Genomic DNA, 23,664 nt, shown 5'->3' on the forward strand with positions numbered 1-23,664 from the left:
TTATACATTATTTTCCTCTTTATTGAAATCATTAATTTTTTCAAGGAATTCTTTTATTATCTTTAATATATCTCCCTCTATCTTTAACTCTAGATATGGATTTTCTGATAAGCTAAATGTAAGTTTTTTACCATATTCTTTTGATAGCTCATTTATTAGCGGAAGTGGCATATCTTTATTTGTAACTAGTTCTATTTTTAATCTGTCATCTATTTGAATAATGTTTTTTATCTTGTTTTTATTTGCAATTGATTTTATTAAAGATATATTCATAAGGTTTTCTATCTGAATTGGAATATCTCCAAACCTATCTATAAGTTCATCTAATAGTTCACTATAGTCATCTAGGTTTTCAATTACTGCAATTTTTTTATAAACTTCTATTTTTATTTCTTCATCTTCTATAAATTTAGACGGTATAAAACTATCTACTTTTAGATCTACTGTAGTTTCTATTTCTTCTTCTACTTCTTCACCTTTTAATCTTCTAATAGCAATTCCTAAAAACTTTACATATAAATCATAGCCTATCGCTTCAATATGACCATGTTGTTTAAGCCCTAGAAGATTTCCAGAACCTCTTATCTCCAAATCTCTCATAGCTATCTTAAAGCCTGATCCAAACTCAGTAAATTCTTTGATAGCACGAAGCCTTTTTTCTGCTACTTCAGATAATACTTTATTGGGCTGATAAGTAAAGTATCCATAGGCCATTCTATTAGTTCTTCCAACCCTTCCTCTGAGTTGATAAAGTTGCGATAAACCCATCTTGTCTGCATCATATACTATTATGGTATTTACATTTGGTATATCAAGTCCCGTTTCTATAATAGTAGTACAAACTAATACATCATATTGTTTATCTAAAAAATCCATCATAACTTTTTCAAGTTGTCTCTCTCCCATTTGACCGTGACCTATCACTATCCTAGCCTGGGGAACTAGTTTTCTTATTTCGTTAGCCATTTTATCTATTGTTTCAACCCTATTGTAAACAAAGTAAACTTGACCTCCCCTTGACATTTCTTTTAATATTGCATCTTTTATCATCTGAGGATTAAACTCTACTATGTATGTTTGTATAGGATATCTTTCTTCAGGTGGATCTTCTATAACACTCATATCTCTTATTCCTACAAGTGACATGTGCAGTGTTCTAGGAATAGGTGTTGCAGTTAAAGTAAGAACATCTATATTTGTTTTTAGTTCCTTTAGAACTTCTTTATGTTTAACTCCAAATCTTTGTTCTTCGTCAATTATTAAAAGCCCTAAGTTTTTAAATTTTATATCTTTAGATAATATTCTATGGGTTCCAACTACTATATCTACACTCCCATTCATCAATCCTTCAGTTGTTAACTTTTGAAGTTTCGGTGTTCTAAATCTACTTAATAGCCCTATATTTATAGGAAAATCACTAAATCTCTCCACCATGGAATTATAATGCTGTTGAGCTAGAATTGTAGTAGGCACAAGTATTGCTACCTGTTTTCCATCCATTATAGCTTTAAAAGCAGCCCTAAGTGCAACTTCAGTCTTACCATAACCTACATCTCCACAAAGCAGTCTATCCATAGGTTTTTCCTTTTCCATATCTTTTTTTATTTCTAAGGAAGAACTCGCCTGTCCAGGTGTATCCTCATAGGGAAAGAGGTCTTCAAATTGCCTTTGCCAAATTGTATCTTTGCTAAAGCTAAATCCTTTTTGACTCTCCCTCTTTGCATAAAGGTTTAATAAATCAACTGCCATATCTTCTACTTCTTTTTTTGCACGAGCTTTTGTATTTTTCCATTCAACACTATTAAGTTTATTTAATTTGGGCTTTATAGTATCAGAGCCTATATACTTTTGAACTAAGTTCATTTGATCTATTGCTATATAAAGTTTGTCATCATTTTTATACCTTATAGTGAGATAGTCTTTTTTTACTCCTTGGATATCAAGTTGTTCTATCCCCTCATATCTTCCGATTCCATGATTTTCATGCACTATAAAAGAACCTACTTCTAAGTCTCCTAAGTTTATAGTTTGTTTCTGTTTCTCTTTCTTAGTCTTTTGAAGTTTTTTCTTTTGAGCTCCAAATATTTCTTTATCACTTATGACTATAAATTTTAGATTTGAATATTCAAATCCTCCATGAATACTTCCTGGAGTTATGATTGCTTGGTTTGATTTTATTTCCTTTTCTCTATCTTGGGAAAAACTAGCTTCAAATTTAAAATCCTCTAGAGATTTTTTAAGCCTAAGCCCCCTTTCCTTTGTTCCAGAGAGAAGGATTATCTTATAACCTCTATATTTATAATGATTTAAATCTTCAACGAGTAAATCAATCTTACTATGATAACTATTAGTTGCTTTCATTGAAAAATTATATATTGCTTTTGGATGAAAATATGCTTCTCCCTTTAAAATCACACTATTGGTAATGACACTTCTTTCCTTTATAGAAGGTATTATTTCTTCATATCTATAGTTTGTATCTATATGACGCCTAGTAACCTCTCCAGCACTTAGTAAATCTGTAATCTTAAGCATTCTTTCTTCATTTAATCTTTTAAACTTATTCTCTATTCTCTGAGGCTCTTGTATAAATATTATGGCTTCTTTTTTTAAATAGTCTATAATTGAGCTTAAATTTTCCTTAGGAATAAAAGGAGTTATTATATCTTTATTTTTTAAACTAGATTCTTGTTTCAACAGTTCTATATAATTATTAAATTTATCTAATATTTTTTCATTTTTTTTATATAATTTTAAATCCTTTTTTATCGAATCTATTATCAACTCTCTATCTCTATCGAGTATAAGCATTTCTTTTGTTGGAGAAATTTTTATCTCATCTACTCTATCTAGTGATCTTTGAGTTATTATATCAAATTTTCTAATACTATCTACTTCATCATCAAATAACTCTATTCTATATGGAAAATCTGACTCTGGAGAGAATATATCTAATATACCACCCCTTATACTAAAAGATCCCACTCCTTCTACTGTAGCAGTTCTCTCATATCCAGATAAAATTAGTTTTTGTGAAAAACTTCTTAAATCTATTATAGAATCTTTTGTTATTTCTAAAGTAAATTCTTCAAATACATCTTTTTTTACCATTTTATCTAATAAAGCCTCTATAGAAGCTACTATTATAAAATCATCACCCTGGTTGAGTTTTGAAATAACTTTTAGTCTCTGATTTAAATTTTCATCACTTGATATATCTATATCATAAAAAAATGTCTCTTTTTGTGGAAGTAATTCTACATCTAGGCTTGAAAGATTTATAATATCTTCATAAATCATTCTACTTTTTTGTTCATTTTCAGTTATAAGTAGAACTTGATTCTTAGTGTGAATGTTCAAGCCCATAACAATTTGGCTTAAAGATTCATCTATGATTCCATAAGTTGCAATAGGACTTATACCATCTTTTACTGTCTCTAATATCTTTTTATAAGAATCTAAATTTTTTAAAGGGTCAATTAAAAAGTCTTTCATCATTTTACTCCTTCACAACTTTTTTAAGCCCAGGAATTTCCCCTGGGCTATATCTATTTTTTATTATAGCTATTCATAGCTTTATTAATATCACTTTTTATAATAGTTTCAACAGCTTCTGAAGCCCTTAGCACCGCTTCTTCTATTGGTGAAGTTTCTTCTTTAGAAAAGTTACCCAGTACAAAGTTTGCTAAATCCTCATTAGCATGTTTTTTGCCTATTCCTATTTTAACTCTCGGAAAATTATCATCATTTAAATGATAAATAATAGATTTTAATCCATTATGAGAACCACTACTACCTTTTTTCTTTATTCTTATGCTAGAGAATTCTATATCTATATCATCTACTATAACAATTAAGTTTTCAATAGGCAGTTTATAAAATCTAACAATCTCTCCTACTGTTATTCCACTATTATTCATATAGGTTTGTGGTTTTACTAAAAGTACCTTTTCACTTCCAATAGTTCCTTCTCCGTAAACCCCTTTAAACTTTAATTTGTTTAATTTTATATCATTTCTTTTAGCTAATAACTCTATTGTATTGAATCCTATATTGTGTCTAGTATTAGTATACTCCTTTCCAGGATTACCTAAACCTACAACTACATACAAAAAATCATCTCCTGCTCTAATCAAATATTATACTTATAGATTCGTTGCCATTTATTCTTCTTATAGCTTCAGCAAAGGTTTCTGCAACACTTACAACTTCAATTTTATTTTTTTCACAATTTCTTTTTAAAGGGATAGTATCAGTTATAACGAATTTGTCTAGTTCAGAATTACAAATTCTATCTATAGCAGGACCAGAAAGTACACCATGAGTTGCACAACCATAAACTTTTTTAGCTCCTTGTTGTTTTAATACAGTTGCTGCACTTGTAATGGTTCCTGCAGTATCTATTATATCATCTACTAAAATAACATCTTTACCATCTATATCTCCTATAATATTCATAACTTCAGATTCGTTTGGTCTTGGTCTTCTTTTTTCAATTATAGCAATTGGAAGATCTAGTATATTTGCAAAACGGCGTGCACGAGTTACTCCACCTAAGTCTGGAGAAACAACCACAGCATCCTTTCCAATTTTATCTTTAAAATAATTGGCAAGTAATGGAATGCCAGTTAGATGATCTACTGGGATATCAAAATATCCTTGTATTTGACCCGCGTGTAAGTCCATTGTAATAACTCTATCAGCTCCTGCTGTAGTTAAAAGATTTGCTACAAGTTTTGCAGTGATAGGTTCACGAGCCTTCGTCTTTCTATCTTGTCTAGCATATCCATAATAAGGAATAACTGCATTTATTCTTCCTGCAGATGCTCTCTTAACTGCATCTATTAAAATTAAGATTTCCATTAAATTATCATTTACTGGACTACAAGTTGGCTGAATTATAAAAACATCTTGTCCTCTAACTGTTTCGCTTATGTTTAGGTTTATTTCACCATCTAAAAAGGTTTTTACTGGAGAATCAGCAATCTTTCTTCCTAATTTTTCAGCTATCTTTTTAGCTAAATCAACATTGGCGTTACCTGTAATAAGTTTTATTTCTCCTCTAAGCAATTGCATTTTTAATTTTTCCTCCTAAGTTTTCAATGTATTATTTGTTTTTTAATCCTTTTCTCTCTACCCATCCCTTTATATTTACCTGAGTAGCTCTTTCAATTGATAAAGAACCCTCTTCTACTTCTTTAGTAATGGTAGAGCCTGCAGCAACATATCCCCAATCCTTAATCTTTACAGGTGCAACTAAATTAGAATTACTCCCAATAAAACAATTGTCCCCTACTATAGTTTGAGATTTTTCTATCCCATTATAATTTGCAAATATAACACCACATCCTATATTTACATTCTCACCTACTATAGCATCTCCTATATAAGCTAAATGTCCAGCCTTAGAGTTGTTTCCAATACGAGCATTTTTAACTTCTACAAAATTACCTATATGTACATTTTTACCTATATAACTTTTAGGTCTTAAATGAGCATTAGGACCTAGTGAAGCTCCCATCTCTACTGTACTATCTTCTATAACTGAACCTTCAATTTTCACGAAGCTTTCTATATCACTATTAAAAACCCTTGTATTTCCTCTTATAATACAATCTTCTCCAATATTTGTATCTCCTTCTAAGAAAACTCCAGGGTAAATAACAGTATCTCTTCCTATTTTGACATTCTTCCCAATATAAGTATTCTCCGGGTCTATAATTGTAACTCCTTCTCTCATATGGAAGTTATTTATTCTGCTTTTCATTAGTTTTTCGCTAAAACTAAGTTGCTCTCTGGAATTAACGCCATGAATTTCATTTTTATCTTCTATAATAACTGCACCTAAACTATATCCTTCTTCTTTTAAGATACCTATTATATCTGTAATATAATATTCATTTTGAGCATTATTGTTATCTAGCTTTTTTAAAAAAGATCTCAAAACTTTTCCATTAAAGCAAAATACCCCTGAGTTTATTTCTTTAATTTCTTTTTCAAGTTCTGTTGCATCCTTTTCTTCTACTATATTAGAAACCTTACCATAGACATCTCTCTTTATTCTACCATATCCTGTTGCATCATCCAATAGTGTTGTTAGAACTGTTCCATGTAAACCTTCTGTTTTATGATAATCTAATAAAAGTTTTATGCTTTTCTCAGTTATAAGAGGTGTATCTCCACAAAGAATAACAACTGTATCTTCATCTTTTATCTCTTCTATTGCTTGCATAACTGCAAATCCTGTTCCATATGGAGCGTCTTTTCCTAAAGGCTGATTTTTAAATGTGATCGGTTCTTCTTTGAAGAAATCCTTTATAATGTCGCCTCCATGTCCTACTATTACAATATTTTTCTCTATTCCAGCACCTAAGCTAGCATCTATTACATACTCTAAAATAGGTTTCCCACATACCTTATGAAGTACTTTAGGCATTTTTGATTTCATTCTTGTTCCTTCACCTGCTGCAAGTATAATTGAAATATCCATCTTCCCACTCCATCTTTCAAATTTTTCTTATCTACTCTTATTTTATACTATTTATAAGATATGTCTATACTTTTATCCATTTTAAAAGAAAAATAGAGCCATAAGGGCTCTATCTTACTCTGCTGTAACCAAATTTTCTAATTCAGCTAAGCTTTTGTGATACTCTAAAAATACTGCATCTTGAATTTTCTTTCTTGTGGTGGCATTAATAGGATGAACTATGTCTCTAAATTCTCCATCAGCCATCTTTCTACTAGGCATAGCAATAAATATACCATTAAGACCATCTATTACTTTTATATCATGAACTACAAATTCATCATCAAAAGTAACAGATACAATAGCTTTCATCTTAGATTCTTCAGTCACCTTTCTAATTCTTACATCTGTAACTTCCACTCTCTTTCACCACCTTTCATAAGACAATTTAAAGAAAACTTGTATCAGATGCTTTTCTGATTGCAAGACTCTTACTTATCTAGCTTTGCAGGATAAAGAAAACTTGCATAAGATGCTTTGCAAAGAGCAAAACTAACACTTATCTAGTGGCTATACAATATTCCAATAATACTATATCTAGGAATAAATTCAGAAATGCTATAGGTATAAATCTCTGTTTTAGTAAGATTGTAAGCCACCTGATAATGCTTACTTAAACTATTCTATAAAACTTTTGAAATTCCTTCTTTTTGTTTTGATTATTTTTAAATTTTTATGACTTTTTTAAAATATGTCTAAAATTGTTCTTTAAATTTAAATTTGATATGATATAATCAATCAGTGACATTTTTTTCATACTAGAATACAATAATATTAAAATATAACTTGGTAATAATAAAATACAAATAGAAATTCAGGAGGAAATAATTATGTTTGAATTTAATTTAAAATCTAGAGACCATAACCATATACATTTTATAGGAATAGGTGGAATAAGTATGAGTGGCCTGGCCGAAATCCTTTTAAACAAAGGCTATAAAGTAACCGGTACTGACTCAAATGATAGTTCTATAATTACAAGACTTAAAAGTTTAGGAGCAGTTGTATTTTTAAATCATGATGTGAAAAATATCTCCGGTGCAGATTTAATAGTTTATACAGATGCTATTTCAAATGACAATATAGAATTAAATGCAGCTAAAGAGTCAAATATAGAAACTATAGACAGAGCTAGTTTTCTTGGTGCGTTAATGAAAAACTATACATATTCTATAGCAGTTTCTGGAACGCACGGAAAAACTACTACAACTAGTATGTTAGCAAGTATTACAAATCATGGAAATTTGGAACCCACAGTACTTTTAGGCGGTCAACTAGATGATATAGGTGGAAATGTAAAAATAGATTCAGATGATTATATCTTAACTGAAGCTTGTGAATATAAAGGAAATATATTGAAATATTTTCCTACAATGGCAATTATTCTAAATATAGATGAAGATCATTTAGATTATTTTAAAAATATTAATCATATAGTAGATACATTTGTAGAATATGGGGAAAATTTAAAAGAAGATTCTTATCTTATAGCAAATATAGATGACCCTCACATGGGAAGGGTTATAGATAGCACAAAAGCAAAAGTTATAACATTTGGTATTAAAAAGGATGCAGATTATAGAGCTGAAGATATTAAATTTTCAAAAGAGGGCTATCCTTCTTTTAACTTAAATATCAAAGGAAAAGGCAAGTTCCCAATAAAACTAAAAGTTATGGGTAAACACAATATCTATAATTCAATAGCAAGTATGGCCTCAGCTGATACTTATGGTGTTCCTATAGAAGAGATATTAAAATATATGAGTCTTTATGGTGGAGTTCATAGAAGGCTTGAATACAAGGGAAATTTTAGTGGAATAGATGTATTAGACGACTATGCTCATCATCCAACTGAGATAAAAGCAACACTTGAAGCTTTGAATAATAAAAAGGGCGGAGAATTATACTGCATATTTCAACCCCACACATTTACAAGAACTAAAGCATTGCTTGAAAGTTTTTCAGATTCTTTTACACTTGCAGACAATGTAATTATAACTGATATATATGCCGCTAGAGAACGAGATACAGGAGAAATACATTCTAGAGATTTATCAGAAAAGATAAAAGAGAAAGGAACAAACTCTATTTATCTTTCTACTTTTAAAGAAGTAGAAGACTATTTAATTTTAAAGGTTAAAAAAGGTGATATAATTCTTACCATGGGAGCGGGAAATATATACTTGGTGGGAGAATCTCTACTTAATATTAAAAGCATAGACATCTTAGAAAAAGCTGTTGTATAAAAAATGCATTAGGTTTATATAAACCTAATGCATTTTTTAGTATCCTGGCTTTTCAAGAAGTCTAAACATATTCTTTTTATATTCCTCTACCCCAGGCTGATCAAATGGATTTACTCCTAAAAGATAACCTGAAACTGCACATGCTTTTTCAAAGAAGTAGATTAGCTTTCCAATATAAAACTCATTTAACTCTGGTATTGTTATGAGTAAATTTGGAACTCCTCCCTTTACATGAGCTTCTTTTGTGCCTTCAAGAGCTTTCTTGTTTATAAAGTTTAAACTCTTTCCCTCTAAAAAGTTTAACTCATCTAAATTATCATCTGTAGCTTTTATAAATATATCTTCACCTTGATTTTCTATGCTTATAACTGTTTCAAATAAGTTTCTTCTTCCATCTTGTATAAATTGCCCCATAGAGTGAAGATCAGTAGTAAAGTTTACAGATGCAGGAAAAAGCCCCTTTCCATCCTTTCCTTCTGACTCACCATAGAGTTGTTTCCACCATTCTGAAAAGTAATTTAAAGATGGTTCATAATTTACAAGTATTTCAATTTCTTTGCCTTTATTGTATAATATATTTCTTACAGTAGCATATTTATAAGCTATGTTTTTATTTAAATCTTCATTAGAATATTCTTCCATACCATTTTTTGCGCCTTCCATGATCTTTTCTATATCTATACCGCTTACAGCAATAGGTAGAAGTCCCACGGGAGTAAGCACTGAAAATCTTCCTCCTACATCATCTGGAATTATAAAAGTTTCATAACCTTCTATATCAGATAATTCTTTTAAAGCTCCTTTTTCTCTATCAGTAGTCGCATATATTCGCTCTTTAGCTTCTTCTTTTCCATACCTTTTTTCCATATACTCTTTTAGAACCCTAAATGCTATAGCAGGTTCTGTAGTAGTTCCTGATTTAGATATAACATTTACACTTATATCTTTGCCTTCTATTAGCTCAAGTAAATGAAGCATGTAAGATGTTGAAATGCTATTTCCTAAATAATAGATTTCAGGTCCATTTCTTTTTTCCTTTTCTAAGCTATTATAAAAGTTATGACTTAAAGCATCTATACAAGCCCTAGCACCTAAATATGAGCCACCTATTCCTATTACAATTAATATATCTGAATTATCTCTGATTTTTTTAGCCGAACTTTTTATTCTGTTAAATTCTTCCCTATCGTATTCTTTGGGTAAATTCATAAATCCTAAGTAGTCGTTTCCAGGACCACTTTTTTCATGAAGTAAGTTATGACTTATATTTACAAATGGTTTTAATTTTTCAATTTCTTCTTTTGTTATAAAAGAATCTTCATAATTAAATTTAATATCTATGATAAAATCATCCCCCTTTAATATAATATTTCTAATAGCATTAGTGCAAAGTCATCTGCTATTTCTCCAAAGCTATGTTTAAATACTGTATCTTCTATAGATCTAAGCATTTCATCAGGATTTGTTTTTATCACATCAATAAGCCTTTCTATTCCAAATTCTCTACCTGAATAATCTCTTGCCTCTGTTACTCCATCGGTATAAAATAGAATTTTGTCCCCTGAATCTATTTGTATCTCTTTCTCTTTAAAGGTGATTTTCTTTAGTAGTGAAGAAATTGGGTATCCTTTATTTTCTATTACCTCTATTATATCCTTTTCTATATTATATCTTATAGGCATACAATTATGACCAGCATTTACATATCTAAATTTTTTCGTTCTAGTATTTAAGATTCCATAAAATATAGTAAAATAGTATTCAGCTTCTAAACTAAGGCTTAAAAACCTCTTATGAAGCTCTTGTAATCTATCTGATGGACTAGCAGGGTCATCTGTCATAACCCTCATAGTTTGTCGAATAAACATAGTCATAAGACTAGCTGCCACTCCATTTCCAACAACATCACTTATATAAACCCCTATATGTTCTTCATCTATTGTATAGATGTCAAACATGTCCCCACTTAATGTCTCAGAAGGTTTATATATATAATCTAAATTTACATTTCTTATCTTTCCATTTTTAGGAAGCATCTTTTGTTGGAGCCTTTTAGAAAACTCTAAATCACTATTCATCTTTCTATTTTTGTTTATAAGTTCTAGTTCTAGTTTTCTTTCACGCGTTACATTTCTAAACACTTCTACTGCAGCTATTATAACACCTTTTGAATTCTTTACAGGAGAACTTTTAACAGAATAAGTTTTCCCTTGTATGATTTCTTCCTTTTGTATTATTTCACCTGTTGCCATACTTCTATTAGTAATACAACTACGACAAGCCTTAGAATTACAAATAACTTCATAACATTTTCTACCAATAATATCTTCACCTAAATCATCTTTCATAGCCTTATTTGCATAAATCACTATACCATCTTCATCTATAACTCTAACCCAATCAGCCATACCTTCTAAGACATGGTAATTGAGCTTTCCATAATCTAATTTTTCCGATCTTTTATCTATCTTTATAAAATCAGTTTCTTTTAACATACACTCACCCAATTCGTTTATTTTATCCGATAGCTTAGGTCAGATGAGGATTAAAACCACATCTGATAAATTTTTATTTATATTATCATTGTATATTATATTATAAATTATTTCTATAGATAAAGATCAATTTAAATTAATATTTTACTTTTATTTCATCTTCTTCTAGATATCTTCCTATTGCATAGAGTGTATCAGATAATCTATTTACATACTTTATCACTAGTTGATCTATATCTTCGTTTCTTGCAAGAGTTATAATTCTTCTTTCTCCTCTTCTACATATAGTTCTAGCAACATGAACGTATGCAGATTTTTTACTAGAACCCGGGACTATAAAACCTTTAGGATTATCCAGTCTTCCCATATATATATCTACTATTTCCTCTAATCTTTTTATATCTATTTCTTCAATATAGAATTTAATCTTTGTTTTATCTTTTGTAGCTAAATTTGTAGTTACAGTAAATAGCTTATTTTGTATCTCTTCTAGTATATTATATATTTCTTTATCATCTACATAGTTTTTAGCTATACCTAGAAAAGATATGAGTTCATCGATTGTTCCATAACTCTCTACCCTTATATCATCTTTGAAGAGTCTTGTATTGTCATATAAAGAAGTTTTTCCTCTATCTCCTGTTTTAGTATATATATCCATTTTAATCTTCCTTTCTATTTTAATCCTTTATCAGGCCTTGGACCATAAAACTGGTAATAAGTAGTTTCAATCCTCCCATTGTAAAGCTTTCTCTTTCTATCAGCTCTTCTATCATATAGCGCCTCAAAGTTTTTACTAGAAGTAATTGCATAAACTGACCAAGTTTTAAGTTCTTTAAACTTTTCACCAAAGTCTTTATAGAGCATATTAATTTCTTCTACTTCTCCCATTCTTTCACCATACGGAGGATTTGTAATTACTACACCGTATTCATCTTTTAAATCAACATCTCTCATATCTTTCATAAAAAATTGTATATCATCTTCAAGTCCTAAATTTGCAGCATTGTCTCTTGCTCTTAATATAGATCTTTTATCTGTATCTGAACCAAGTATCTGAAGCTGGGTGTCGTTGTCTATTTTTTTCATAGCTTCTCTTTTTACTTCAGCCCAATAACTTTTATCAACTCTACTCCACTCTTCTGCTGCAAAATTTCTGTCAAGTCCTGGAGCTATATTTCTTGCAATCATAGCAGCTTCTATGGGAATTGTTCCTGATCCACAAAAAGGATCAAATAAAACTCTATCTTTATTCCAGAAACTTAAAAGCACCATAGCAGCAGCTAAAGTCTCTTTGATAGGAGCATCTCCAGCTCTATCTCTATATCCTCTTTTGTGAAGACCAGCACCTGAGGTATCTATTGTTAGCGTTGCTACATCCTTTAACAAAGCAACCTCTATAGTATACTTTGCTCCAGTTTTTGGAAACCAATCCACATCATATTTTGTCTTTAATTTTTCAACTACAGCTTTTTCTACTATTCTTTGACAATCAGATATACTATATAATTTGGAATTTATGCTTTTTCCTTCTACTACAAAGTTTGCATCTTCTTCTATCCACTCATCCCATGGAAGTGCTTTAGTCTTTTCAAATAATTCATCAAAAGAAAATGCTTTAAATTCTCCCATCTTTAAAAGTATCCTCTCTGCAGTTCTAAGCCATATATTTGCTTTAGGGATATCTCTTTCACTTCCCGAAAATATAACTTTACCATTTTCAACCTTTAAGTTCTTATATCCAAGCGCTTCTAATTCTCTTTTGGCTATTGCCTCTAAGCCAAATGTAGTTGTTGCAATAAGTTCTATATTATTCATCAATTATCTCTCCTTTTAAATATATGTTTATTATATCTCATATTTTTATCAATAAAAAGTTATTTTAGTTTTTTATAAATAATTTTGGGTAAGAATACTATTAAGCGGTAAAATATAAACAACTATGGAGGTTTTTTTATGAAAAGTATTGGAAATTTATATCAAAGTGGAGATTGGAAAGGCGAAAAGCACGTCCCTGTAATTCATGCGCCTGAAACTATACAAAAAGGCGAAGAAGTAGAAGTTAAAGTTATTATAGGAGAAGAAATACCTCATCCTAACACATTAGAACATCATATAGCATGGATAAAGATTTATTTTTTAGCAGAAGGCTCTAAATTCCCAGTAGAAATAGGTACTTATAATTTCTCAGCCCATGGAGAAAATGGACTATTTACATCTTCAGATATGAGTGTAAGATTTAATACTGAAAAATCTGGAACTATCTTTGCAACTTCCTATTGCAATATTCATGGTCTTTGGGAAAATAGTCAAGAATTAATAGTAGAAGGCTAAATCTTTATTCTTGACAAAGAAAAGAAAATATATTAGTATACTTATATAGTGCAGTGGGGTAAATTAATATAAAACTGTGAAGGATAAAAGTAGCTTAATTTAGTTAAATATAGAGAATAGACTACTGGTGGAATGTCTATAACTTAATTTAAAGTGAATTACATATCTAGAGTTTCAATAGCAATTACTATTGCGTCTTATTCCACGTTACGGAAAACTTGAGGCTTTATGCAAATTAAGGTGGTACCACGGGTGTTTCTCGTCCTTTTAGGAGAGAAATGCCCTTTTTTTATTTTATTTTAAAGGAGAGAATTTAGATGGAAAATGTTTTTGACATTTTAAAAGAACGTGGATATATCGACCAAGTTACTTTTGAAGAAGAATTAAGAGAACTTTTAGGAAAAGAATCAGTTCCATTTTATATTGGTTTTGATGCTACCGCAGATAGTTTAACCCTTGGTCATTACTTGCAAATAATGGTTATGATTCATATGCAAAAGGCAGGGCATAGACCTATAGCACTTCTAGGTGGAGGTACTACTATGGTAGGTGACCCTTCTGGAAAAACAGATATGCGAAAGATATTAACACGTGAGATGATAGATTATAATGCTTCAAAATTTAAAGATCAACTTAGCAACTTTATAGATTTTGGAGAAGGAAAAGCTATTATAGTAAACAACGCAGATTGGCTACTTGATTTAAACTTTTTAGAGTTTATGAGAGACATCGGAGTTCATTTTAATGTAAATAGAATGCTTAACTTTGACTGCTATAAAAATAGAATAGACAAAGGACTTACATTTTTCGAGTTTAGCTATATGCTAATGCAATCTTATGACTTCTTAAAACTATATAGGGATTATAATTGTAAATTGCAACTTGGCGGTAGCGACCAATGGTCAAACATGATAGGTGGATACGAATTAGTTAGAAAGATAGAAGAAGATAAGGTATATGCAATGACCTTTAAACTTTTAGCTACTGCTTCTGGAACTAAAATGGGTAAAACTGAAGCTGGAACCATTTGGTTAGATGAAGAAAAGACCCCTCCTTATGAATTATTCCAGTATATGCGAAATACAGATGATAGAGATGTAGAAAAATTCTTAAGCCTACTTACATTCCTTCCTATGAAAGAAGTAAAAAGATTGGGAGCTTTAGAAGGAGCTGAAATAAATAAAGCTAAAGAAATTTTAGCTTTTGAAGTAACACGTTCTATCCATGGCGAAGAAAAAGCAAAAGCCGCTCAAGATGCTTCAAAAGCTCTATTTAAAGGAGGAGATGAGCAAGGTTCTATACCATTTACAGAGATGAGTTCTTCAATATTTGAAGAAGGGATCGGTATATTAGATTTATTAAGAGAGTTAGGTCTTATAAAGTCTAATAGTGAAGGTAGAAGACTCATTGAACAAGGTGGAATCAGTATAGATGATCAAAAGGTAAATTCAATAGATAAAAATATATCATTAGAAGACTTTAACGATGGAAAAATCTTAATCAAAAAAGGTAAAAAAGTTTATCATCAAGTAAAAATATAAGCTCTAATTAGAGCTTGTATTTTTTTACATAAATTTCCTTATAAACCATAGTTTGAGGGTTTATCCTCCTTAAATTAAATGTTATACTTTAAAAAGTTACAAAATTATTACAAAATTAATTTAGGAGGAATATTATGTTAAAAAGATTCAAAGTATTATTTTTATCTTTAGGTATAATTATGTTAGGGAGTAATGTAGCTTCTGCATCTAACTATAATTATAATAAGTTTACAAATTATAAGGTGGATTCCAATTTCTATGATACATATACAAATAGAGATTATAATTATAGCTGGAATGTGAACATATGGAATAAACCAGGAACAATAGTAAAACCCAATGTACCATCAGTACCAGTAAAACCAAAACCAGAGATGCCTAAACCTGAAGTGCCGAGTGTTCCAGAAATACCAAAGCCGGTTGAACCTAAACCTGAAGTGCCTTCTAAACCCGAAACACCTAAGCCAGAAGTGCCTTCAACAGAAACAGGGCTATCACAAATGGAAGCAGAAGTTGTAAGACTTGTAAATATTGAAAGGCAAAAAAACTCTCTTTCGGCCTTTACCCCTAGCAATAAATTATCTAATGTTGCAAGACTAAAGTCACAAGATATGGCAGAAGGAAATTATTTTAGCCATCAATCACCAAAGTATGGAAGTCCATTTGATATGATGAAATCATTTGGAATAAGTTACAAAACAGCAGGAGAAAATATAGCAAAGGGTTATAATTCAGCAGAATCTGTAGTTAAAGGATGGATGAATTCACAAGGTCATAGAGAAAACATTTTAAATTCTAGTTTTAATACTATAGGAGTAGGTTCATTTACTTCTTCAAATGGAACGATTTACTGGACACAGATGTTTACAAATTAATTTTCATATAAGAACTCACCTAGAAATTATCAGATAATTTCTAGGTGAGTTCTTATATGAAATTATAGCTCATTCATAAATATTATATTTGCAATTTCTAATATAGATGCTTCTTTATTAAAATACTTTGACAAATCAACTTTTTCTAAAAATTTTTCTATAGATTTTACATTATCTACATTTTCTTCTTCTGGTGGTTCTACAGTTCTTACCTCTTCAAGCAAATCTTCAAAACTATATATTTGAAATTCTTCCACTTTTAACATTTTTGCCTTTTTCTCGAGTAAAGCTATCAATAGTTCTTCATAGCTAAAGTCTTCTTTTAAGCCCATTAACGAGCCAATCTTTGGAATTATATATTCAAAGAGTACCCTTTTGGTAGGAGGCGCATTTATATTGAGCTCTTTTAATATTTGTTTAATTCTTTCTTCACTTAAATCTAGTAAATAACGAATATAATACTCTTCAACTTTAGGTTTTATATAATATAGATTTCCCTTTAAACCTCTAAATATCTTTAAAGCATCATAATAACCCATATTTATATTTTCTTTTACCTTGTCTCTATCACATATATACGATCTTCCTATATCTCTTGAAGGTGAAATTATTATCACATTTCCACTATTAGGCGGTTTCCTGATAAGTCCCTTAGCATGAGTTCTAACTAAGATCAAGTCATTATAGCCTTTTTTTTGTAACAATTTAAAAGGTAAATTATCATAAAATCCTCCATCTAAATAAAGTTTTCCGCCAAGTCTTTCAAGTTTAAAAATAGGTAGGTATGCAGAAGCTAATAGGTAATCACCAACACTTCCATTGGGAATATCTTCTACAAAGACCTCTATGGGAGCAAAATCTGTAATATTTACCGTTACAACCCCAAAGTCTATTGGTGAATTTCTAATCTTTTCTTCATCTAAATACTTTTGTATCATTTGCTTAAATGGCGATATATCAAAACCCCTATCTGATATCAAAGAAAGGAGTTTCTTTGACAAATGTTTAAGGTCTTCCAATTTTAGCTTAGAATTAATTATTCTATCAATCTCTTCTTCATTAGCTTGTATAATATCAGTATATGAAATATTATTCCACAGTTCTAAACCAAGTTCGTAATCCCCTTGTACTATCATAGCACCATTTAATGCACCAATAGATGTTCCAGCTATAGCTTTTATCTCTATACCCTCTTCTAATATTGCCTTATAAACCCCCATATGGTAAGAACCTTTAGCTCCACCTCCCTCTAAAACTAAGCCATACATAAAAAATCATCTCCTATCCTATGCTATGTTTTTATGGTATAATTTTTATATAAAGAAAACTTGTATCAGATGCTTTTCTGATTGCCTTGTTGTACCGCAGGCACTCCGCATTTTAGTCCTACGGAGTAAATTAATGTTGTACCGCGGGTACTCCGCATTTTAGTCCTACGGAGTAAATTAAGGTTGCACTTATCCATTTATGAGAAAAATATTATTAAACGGAGGAAAGCTTATGTCAAATAGAAAAAGTTGGAAAGAATATTTTATGGAAATAACAAATTTAGTAGCCACACGTTCTACTTGTGATAGGGCTCTTGTAGGGTGTCTATTAGTAAATGATGATAATAGAATAGTATCTACCGGTTACAATGGCTCTGTTAAGAAGAACCCTCACTGCGATGATATAGGACACAAAATAAGAGATAGCCACTGTATAGCAACTATTCATGCAGAAATAAATGCACTTTTGTATTGTGCCAAGGAAGGTATTTCTGTAAAAGATTGCACAGCATACGTAACTCATTTTCCTTGTCTAAATTGTACTAAAGCACTTATTCAAGCTGGAATTAAAAAAATATACTTCCAAAACGATTATAGAGTTGACGAATATGCAATGGAACTTTTAAATATAAATGGTATAAATATCGAAAAATTATCCCTTAAATAAAGCTTTCATCAATTGCTTCTTTAGCCAATTTATCTGCTAATTCATTATATTTTACACCTGTATGAGCTGCAACTTTAACAAATTTTACATCTAATTTTCCTTTTACACAATCATAATATTGTTTATAAGCACGTGTTCCATTTTTATTAGTTTTCCATTCTCCTATAGCCCATTTTTCTATTCCTGCATAATCATAATGGAGAAATAGTTTTTTATATCCTTTATCTATTGCAATATCCATCGCTACCATGGCCGCCTTTAGCTCTCCCGAAACATTTCTCATTTTAGCAAGTTCTTCATCTCTATCTATACCCTTAAATGTTTCTATATCTTCACTGGTTATAATAACAACTCCATAACTAAAAGTCATGGTAGAAAGATCAAAGCTTCCATCTACATATGCTACCATTTCATCTTCTGATATAGTTTTTTCCTCATCTTCTTTTATCTCTTCTTTTATTTCTTCTTCTAATTCTTTTCCCTCTATATTATCTTGTAACGGAATACTAGTTTTATTTTCTACAAAACCTAAAGCTTCTTGATATGTTTTAAACTTCTTATACTGGGCACCTTTAAACCCCTTTACTTCTCTTTCACACTCACTCCAAGTAGTATATACCCCTGGAGCATTTCCTATTCTTACAGCATAAAAATATTTAGACATCTACTATTCTCCCTTTGTTTTAATATTATATCTTAAAATTTTCCCTATAATATAGATATCCATTTTATTCGTAAACTATCTATTATTATATTTAGTTATTATAGAATTTGTACTATAGATTTAAAAAACAACTAGAATTTTAAATGTTTCTAGTTGTTTTTATCCTTTAGTTTTGCACCTACAAGCTTTATAGCTTTTTCTGATATTATTTTCATAGGGTCTACAAACTCGCCCTCTATTTTAAAAGTATTTAGTGCAACAGAAACTTCCGTGCACCCCGCAATAAATATTTCTGCTCCTTCGTTTTCGATCTCACTCATTGCACTATAAATTCCATCTAAACTCTTTTGATTTTTATTTTCTTTCATATTATATATAAGTTCATATATATACTTTTGTTTATCTTTAGAAGGTGTTATTATCTCTATATCATATTTTAGAAATATTTCATCATATATCCCAGCTTTTATAGTTCCATCAGTTGCAAGAAGACCTATCTTTTTTAAACTTGGATAATTTTCTTTTATCCAAATAGCAGTTTCTTCTATCATATTTAAAAATGGTATATTTATATATGATTTTATTTCCTCATAATAATAATGAGCAGTATTGCAAGGCATAACTATTAAATCTACGCCTGCTTTTTCCAAACGTTTAGCCGATTCTATCAATAAAAGGTTTGGATTTTCTTTGTTTTTATCTAATAAAAATGAAGTTCTATCAGGAACCTTAGTATTATTGTCTACTATTATATGAATATGTTCCTGATCATTGTTTGCATCTGTCATAGACACGATCATCTCAAATAATTTCACAGTGGCTAATGGTCCCATTCCACCTAAAATTCCAAGTACTTGCATAAACATTCCGCCTTTTAATCTTTATTTCCCTTTTCCTCCCGTAGCCCCTTTGCTTAACATTATCTTTTCCATTCCTTTAGTAGTCTCTATCTTTCCATCGTTCATAACCCAAAACGCTTCTGTATCATCAATGGATTCTATAAGCTTTTTGCTTTCTTCTAATGGAAGTAAAAAAGCTGAAGTAGATAGGAAGTCTGCGACTCCTGAATCAGGAGTAACTATTGTAATTGCTCTATAATAATCTCCTGGCATCAAAGTATCGGGATCTATAATATGGTGGTAAACTTCTCCATCTACTATAAAGTACCTTTGATAATCTCCACTACTTACTACCGAATAATCTTTTACAAATAGAGTTTCAAGTATGCTTCCTGTGTCTATCAAATCTTTATCGGGGTTTTGAATACCTATACCCCATTTCTCTTTTGTCTTTTCCATAGGTTTTCCTATGGCTTTTATATTTCCGCCACCACTTATAAGTACCGATCCAAGTCCCTCTTTTTCTATCTCTCGGGCTACTAGTTCTACTGCATATCCCTTTGCTACGGCTCCTACATCTAATGACATATTAGCATCTTCTAAAAACACAGTGCCTTTTTCTTTATCTACTATTACTTTTTCAATATCAGTGTGTTTAGATGCTTCTTTAAGCTCTTCCATAGGTGGGATTTTTGCATTTTTAGGATTCTCAATTGCTTTATCTCTATATTTCGACCAAATATTTATTACCGGACCCATGGCTATATTTGTTTCTTTTCCAACTTTATAGTACCATTCTTTAGAAAAGATGATTAAATCTATAATCTCTTTTTCCACTTTCACAGGTTTTATTCCTGCATTATCATTTATAGTCTTAATATTATTTATTCCTTCATAAGTTTTATACTTATCAAATAGTTTGTGAAGTACTAAAAACCTACTATGGATTTTATCCATATAAACTTCAAACTCATCTTCACTTTTAGCATATCCTATTATCTGTGTAACAGTATCAAATGTATCGAAAAAACTATCTTCATACTTTTTATATTTATCTTTAGTGCATCCAGTTAAAAAGGATAAACTAAGAATCAATATTAAAAAATATAATAAACCTTTTTTCATCCCATCACCTCTTATTTTCTCCCAAGAAGTTCATTGACAGACTTTATTGCCTCTTCTTTATCATTAAAATATAATTTTTCACCCTTTACCAGCTGATAAGTTTCATGACCCTTTCCTGCAAGCAATAATATATCATTTTTCTTTAACATATTTACTCCTTTTTTAATGGCTTCTTTTCGGTCTGCCTCTTTTATTACTAAACAATTAGAACCCTCAAAAGACTGAGCCATCTCGTTTATTATGTTCATAGGATCTTCAAAGTCTGGATTATCTGATGTCAATATACATACATCGCATTCTTTAGCTGCAATATCTGCCATTTCCTTTCTTCTTACATTAGATCTTCCTCCCACAGAGCCTGTCATACAAATCAGTCTATTTGGTTTATAGTCTTTTAAAGTTTCAACTATGTTTTTAAGGCTTACTCCATTATGAGCAAAATCCAATACAATATGTGCATAATCTAATAGAGGTAAAAGTTCTACTCTTCCGCTTACTTTTATATCCTTTAACGCATCTTTTATAACTTTATAATCAATTCCAAAGTGTGTAACAGCTACTATACTTAAAAGTGCATTATATATAGTAAAAATACCTGGTGAAGAAATATAATAGTCATATTCATCTTCTCTAGTTGCACACACAAAATTAGAACCTAGAGATTCTATGTCTTTAGATATTTCTATGTCTTTAGCTTTAAAATCTGAATCTTTTTCTATTGAAATTGTATCAATATCACAGGTAGCATTATCTATTATATATTGACCATATTTATCGTCTATATTTACAATTCCATGTTTAGCCAGTTTAAATAATCTTAATTTAGAATTAAGATAATCTTCAAAATCAGGATGTTCTCTAGGACCTATATGATCTTTAGATATATTTGTAAATACTCCTAAATCAAACTCCACATCTTCTACACGATTCATTTTTAGACCACCTGAAGAGGCTTCCATAACTACATATTCTATACCATTATCTAACATTTTCCTTAAAATTCTCTGTGTTTCGTAGCTTTCAGGCGTTGTATTTTCTGTATCTTCCACTATATCTTTATAAAACACTCCATTTGTACCAATTATACCTGTGCTATGTCCCCCAGCTTCAAGTATAGCTTTAATATAATTACTAGTAGTAGTCTTTCCCTTAGTTCCAGTTATTCCAATAATCTTAAGTTCTTTTGAAGGATTATTAAATAAGTTAGCAGACATCTTTGATAAAGCTTTTCTAGTATCTTTTACTAAAATCTTTATGCATCCTTTAGGCAAGTCTATCTCCTTACTTAATACAAATATCCTACTACCATTTTCATATGCACTATCTATATATTTGTGTCCATCAGTTACTTCACCTTCTATGGCCACGAATATATAGTTTTTTTTTGCATTATTTGAATTATATGATATATCTTCTATTTCTATATCATATAATTCTACTAGCTCTTTATCTGAACTAAAATCAATGTTTTTTAATATATCTTTTAATTTCATCATTTTCTCCCGTTAAATATTATTAAGTTATATTCTTGTTTTATTATTTATTATCCTAGATATTTTTTATACTTTTTAAAATGATTTAAGTTATATAGGAAAACATAAAGACTTCTTTTAAAGTTCCCACTTAAGTCTTTATTATATCCAAAAGATGTAGCTTCTTTACCTTCAGATATAAGTTTTTTTACTCTTTTAACTAGTTTCTCATCTTTTACATATTTAAACACCACTCCATTTGGTACCACGTGCCAATAAAATGGTTCTTTTTGAAGTTTTAATTCTAAATCTTTTTTTAAAATTCTATCTTCGACTACATATTTAGCTATATTATTTCCAGATGATGTCACATAAAAATTGCTTCTTCCCTGTCTTAAATTGATTTCAAACAATTTATATTTATTATCTCTTGAATCAAACTTTATATCAAAGTTAGAAAATCCTACATAGTTTATGCTCTCTAAAAATCTTTTTATTTTGTTCATAAGATCTTCATCATATTCTGTTATTATAGCAGCATGATTTCCAATACCTGTAGGAGTATGTTCTTCTAAAAGCACATGACCTAAACACATCATTTTAACTTTTGCATTTCTATCTGAATAACAGGTAAGAACTCTCATATGAGAATCATCACCAGGTATAAAGTCTTGTATTATTAGATTCTTATCATATTTTCCTGAGTATATTTTATTTGTAATCTCTACAAATTCATCTTTATCTTTAGCAGTATATACTTTATTCATTCCTTCAAATGGAAATTGCCAATATAGTACACTATCTGATGGTTTTATTATAACAGGATAGCTAAATTCAAAATCTGTTATTTTATCTCCCTTAGAAAATATATATGTCTTTGGATAATAGAGCCCTTTTTCTTCACACATCTTATAAAAAGATTCTTTTTCTATAAGCTTATCTTTTAATTCCTTATCTATATATGGAGTTATATAAATCTCGGATAAAGTATCCCTATAGTCAATTATAAGTTCTGCATATTCATCTGTACATCCCATTAAAATAGGAACTTTCTCATCTTTTCTAATTTCTTTAGAAAGTTTTATAAGTGTTTTTATAAGCTCATCTGCTTTATCCATATTTTTGTTTATCCTAAAGTCAATTATTTTACTATCTTGAGTAGCTCCCAGTTCAATCCTTCCAAATGCAATAGACGCTACACCATAAGCTTCATGAAAAGCTCTTGCTACGCTATAACAGTTTATATCTCCTCCTAGTAAAACTGGCTGAATCTTTAAATTATCTTTATTTAAATCAAATTCGTCTAAATTCATTTTTATTCCTCCATACTTTAAGTTTCTCCTAACAACCATCTATAGTAAGTGTCAACTACTCCCACCTAAAGAGGATGGAAGCTTGTAACTCTACTACACGAAGTACAAACGATACTCTGTATCTCCTTCCTCAAGCGTAGGTTACGATAGGCTAGTTGACAGTAGCCCAAGACCACAAAGTTTACTCTACGGTCTCTTTGGAGTTAGTTTCTATATACTCAATACCTTTTCTCCAAAGATTCATAGCTCCAATTCTATCATCATTAGATTGGTAACTACAGTTTTTACATTTAAAA

The 23,664-nt window shown here is 30.1% G+C and carries 20 protein-coding genes and 1 other annotated feature; of the genes, 5 read left to right on the top strand and 15 right to left on the bottom strand.

The annotated features are described in order from the left end of the window. From mfd to spoVG, 5 genes are all read right to left on the bottom strand, one after another. The gene (mfd, locus tag TICRE_RS04920) at positions 1–3,495 is read right to left on the bottom strand and encodes a transcription-repair coupling factor (RefSeq protein WP_075725759.1); all 3,495 of its coding nucleotides are present in this window, start codon (positions 3,493–3,495) and stop codon (positions 1–3) included. 53 nt (positions 3,496–3,548) lie between these two features. Then, a complete protein-coding gene (gene pth, locus TICRE_RS04925; protein WP_075725761.1) occupies positions 3,549–4,112 on the bottom strand; it encodes an aminoacyl-tRNA hydrolase in 564 nt (187 codons plus the stop codon). Positions 4,113–4,128: 16 nt separating this feature from the next. Beyond that, a complete protein-coding gene (locus TICRE_RS04930; RefSeq protein ID WP_075725763.1) occupies positions 4,129–5,076 on the bottom strand; it encodes a ribose-phosphate diphosphokinase in 948 nt (315 codons plus the stop codon). A 31-nt stretch (positions 5,077–5,107) separates the two neighbouring features. After that, positions 5,108–6,490: a bifunctional UDP-N-acetylglucosamine diphosphorylase/glucosamine-1-phosphate N-acetyltransferase GlmU gene (gene glmU, locus TICRE_RS04935; RefSeq protein WP_075725764.1), complete on the bottom strand. Its 1,383-nt coding sequence runs from the start codon at positions 6,488–6,490 to the stop codon at positions 5,108–5,110. Positions 6,491–6,604: 114 nt separating this feature from the next. Further along, on the bottom strand, positions 6,605–6,889 hold the full coding sequence (gene spoVG / locus TICRE_RS04940) for a septation regulator SpoVG (RefSeq protein WP_075725766.1): 285 nt from the start codon (positions 6,887–6,889) through the stop codon (positions 6,605–6,607). 470 nt (positions 6,890–7,359) lie between these two features. Between spoVG and murC the strand changes: the two genes are divergently transcribed. Further along, entirely contained in the window at positions 7,360–8,775 is a 1,416-nt protein-coding gene (gene murC / locus TICRE_RS04945; protein ID WP_075725768.1) for a UDP-N-acetylmuramate--L-alanine ligase, read from the top strand. Between the two features lie 36 nt (positions 8,776–8,811). Here murC and TICRE_RS04950 read toward each other — a convergent pair whose 3' ends face one another. The 4 genes from TICRE_RS04950 to TICRE_RS04965 form a co-directional block, all read right to left on the bottom strand. Continuing rightward, positions 8,812–10,119: a glucose-6-phosphate isomerase gene (locus TICRE_RS04950; RefSeq protein ID WP_075725770.1), complete on the bottom strand. Its 1,308-nt coding sequence runs from the start codon at positions 10,117–10,119 to the stop codon at positions 8,812–8,814. Positions 10,120–10,133: 14 nt separating this feature from the next. Continuing rightward, positions 10,134–11,270 (bottom strand): SpoIIE family protein phosphatase, encoded by a 1,137-nt coding sequence (locus tag TICRE_RS04955; RefSeq protein ID WP_075725772.1) that lies wholly within the window; start codon positions 11,268–11,270, stop codon positions 10,134–10,136. Positions 11,271–11,406: 136 nt separating this feature from the next. Further along, a complete protein-coding gene (locus TICRE_RS04960; RefSeq protein ID WP_075725774.1) occupies positions 11,407–11,931 on the bottom strand; it encodes a cob(I)yrinic acid a,c-diamide adenosyltransferase in 525 nt (174 codons plus the stop codon). 14 nt (positions 11,932–11,945) lie between these two features. Continuing rightward, complete coding sequence (locus TICRE_RS04965) at positions 11,946–13,088, bottom strand: THUMP domain-containing class I SAM-dependent RNA methyltransferase (RefSeq protein WP_075725776.1); 1,143 nt, start codon at positions 13,086–13,088, stop codon at positions 11,946–11,948. 138 nt (positions 13,089–13,226) lie between these two features. Between TICRE_RS04965 and TICRE_RS04970 the strand changes: the two genes are divergently transcribed. The 3 genes from TICRE_RS04970 (at position 13,227) to TICRE_RS04980 (ending at position 16,020) form a co-directional block, all read left to right on the top strand. Next, on the top strand, positions 13,227–13,604 hold the full coding sequence (locus TICRE_RS04970; RefSeq protein WP_075725778.1) for a class II SORL domain-containing protein: 378 nt from the start codon (positions 13,227–13,229) through the stop codon (positions 13,602–13,604). A gap of 67 nt (positions 13,605–13,671) precedes the next feature. Then, positions 13,672–13,874 (top strand) — a binding site (T-box leader). Between the two features lie 47 nt (positions 13,875–13,921). After that, positions 13,922–15,145, top strand: coding sequence for a tyrosine--tRNA ligase (gene tyrS / locus TICRE_RS04975; RefSeq protein ID WP_075725780.1), 1,224 nt, complete (start codon positions 13,922–13,924; stop codon positions 15,143–15,145). Between the two features lie 134 nt (positions 15,146–15,279). Then, entirely contained in the window at positions 15,280–16,020 is a 741-nt protein-coding gene (locus TICRE_RS04980) for a CAP domain-containing protein (protein WP_075725782.1), read from the top strand. 62 nt (positions 16,021–16,082) lie between these two features. Here TICRE_RS04980 and TICRE_RS04985 read toward each other — a convergent pair whose 3' ends face one another. Next, complete coding sequence (locus TICRE_RS04985; RefSeq protein WP_075725784.1) at positions 16,083–17,288, bottom strand: patatin-like phospholipase family protein; 1,206 nt, start codon at positions 17,286–17,288, stop codon at positions 16,083–16,085. Positions 17,289–17,520: 232 nt separating this feature from the next. Between TICRE_RS04985 and TICRE_RS04990 the strand changes: the two genes are divergently transcribed. Then, positions 17,521–17,955 (top strand): deoxycytidylate deaminase, encoded by a 435-nt coding sequence (locus tag TICRE_RS04990; protein WP_075725786.1) that lies wholly within the window; start codon positions 17,521–17,523, stop codon positions 17,953–17,955. Here the strand turns inward: TICRE_RS04990 and TICRE_RS04995 are convergent. The 5 genes from TICRE_RS04995 to TICRE_RS05015 all read right to left on the bottom strand — a co-directional run bounded on the left by TICRE_RS04995 (position 17,948) and on the right by TICRE_RS05015 (position 23,368). After that, positions 17,948–18,619, bottom strand: coding sequence for a ribonuclease H1 domain-containing protein (locus TICRE_RS04995; RefSeq protein WP_075725788.1), 672 nt, complete (start codon positions 18,617–18,619; stop codon positions 17,948–17,950). The two genes, TICRE_RS04990 and TICRE_RS04995, sit on opposite strands and share 8 nt — an antisense overlap. A 149-nt stretch (positions 18,620–18,768) precedes the next feature. Next, positions 18,769–19,479 carry a cysteate racemase gene (gene cuyB / locus TICRE_RS05000; RefSeq protein WP_075725790.1) on the bottom strand — a complete coding sequence of 237 codons (711 nt, stop codon included), beginning with the start codon at positions 19,477–19,479 and terminating at the stop codon, positions 18,769–18,771. A gap of 21 nt (positions 19,480–19,500) precedes the next feature. Continuing rightward, positions 19,501–20,583: an FAD:protein FMN transferase gene (locus tag TICRE_RS05005; protein ID WP_075725792.1), complete on the bottom strand. Its 1,083-nt coding sequence runs from the start codon at positions 20,581–20,583 to the stop codon at positions 19,501–19,503. An 11-nt stretch (positions 20,584–20,594) separates the two neighbouring features. Next, a complete protein-coding gene (locus tag TICRE_RS05010) occupies positions 20,595–22,076 on the bottom strand; it encodes a UDP-N-acetylmuramoyl-L-alanyl-D-glutamate--2,6-diaminopimelate ligase (RefSeq protein ID WP_075725794.1) in 1,482 nt (493 codons plus the stop codon). A 50-nt stretch (positions 22,077–22,126) separates the two neighbouring features. Then, positions 22,127–23,368: a carboxylate--amine ligase gene (locus tag TICRE_RS05015; protein ID WP_075725796.1), complete on the bottom strand. Its 1,242-nt coding sequence runs from the start codon at positions 23,366–23,368 to the stop codon at positions 22,127–22,129. Positions 23,369–23,664 lie beyond the last annotated feature (296 nt).

The organism is Tissierella creatinophila DSM 6911, assembly GCF_001940565.1.
GTDB classification, from domain to species: domain Bacteria; phylum Bacillota; class Clostridia; order Tissierellales; family Tissierellaceae; genus Tissierella_A; species Tissierella_A creatinophila.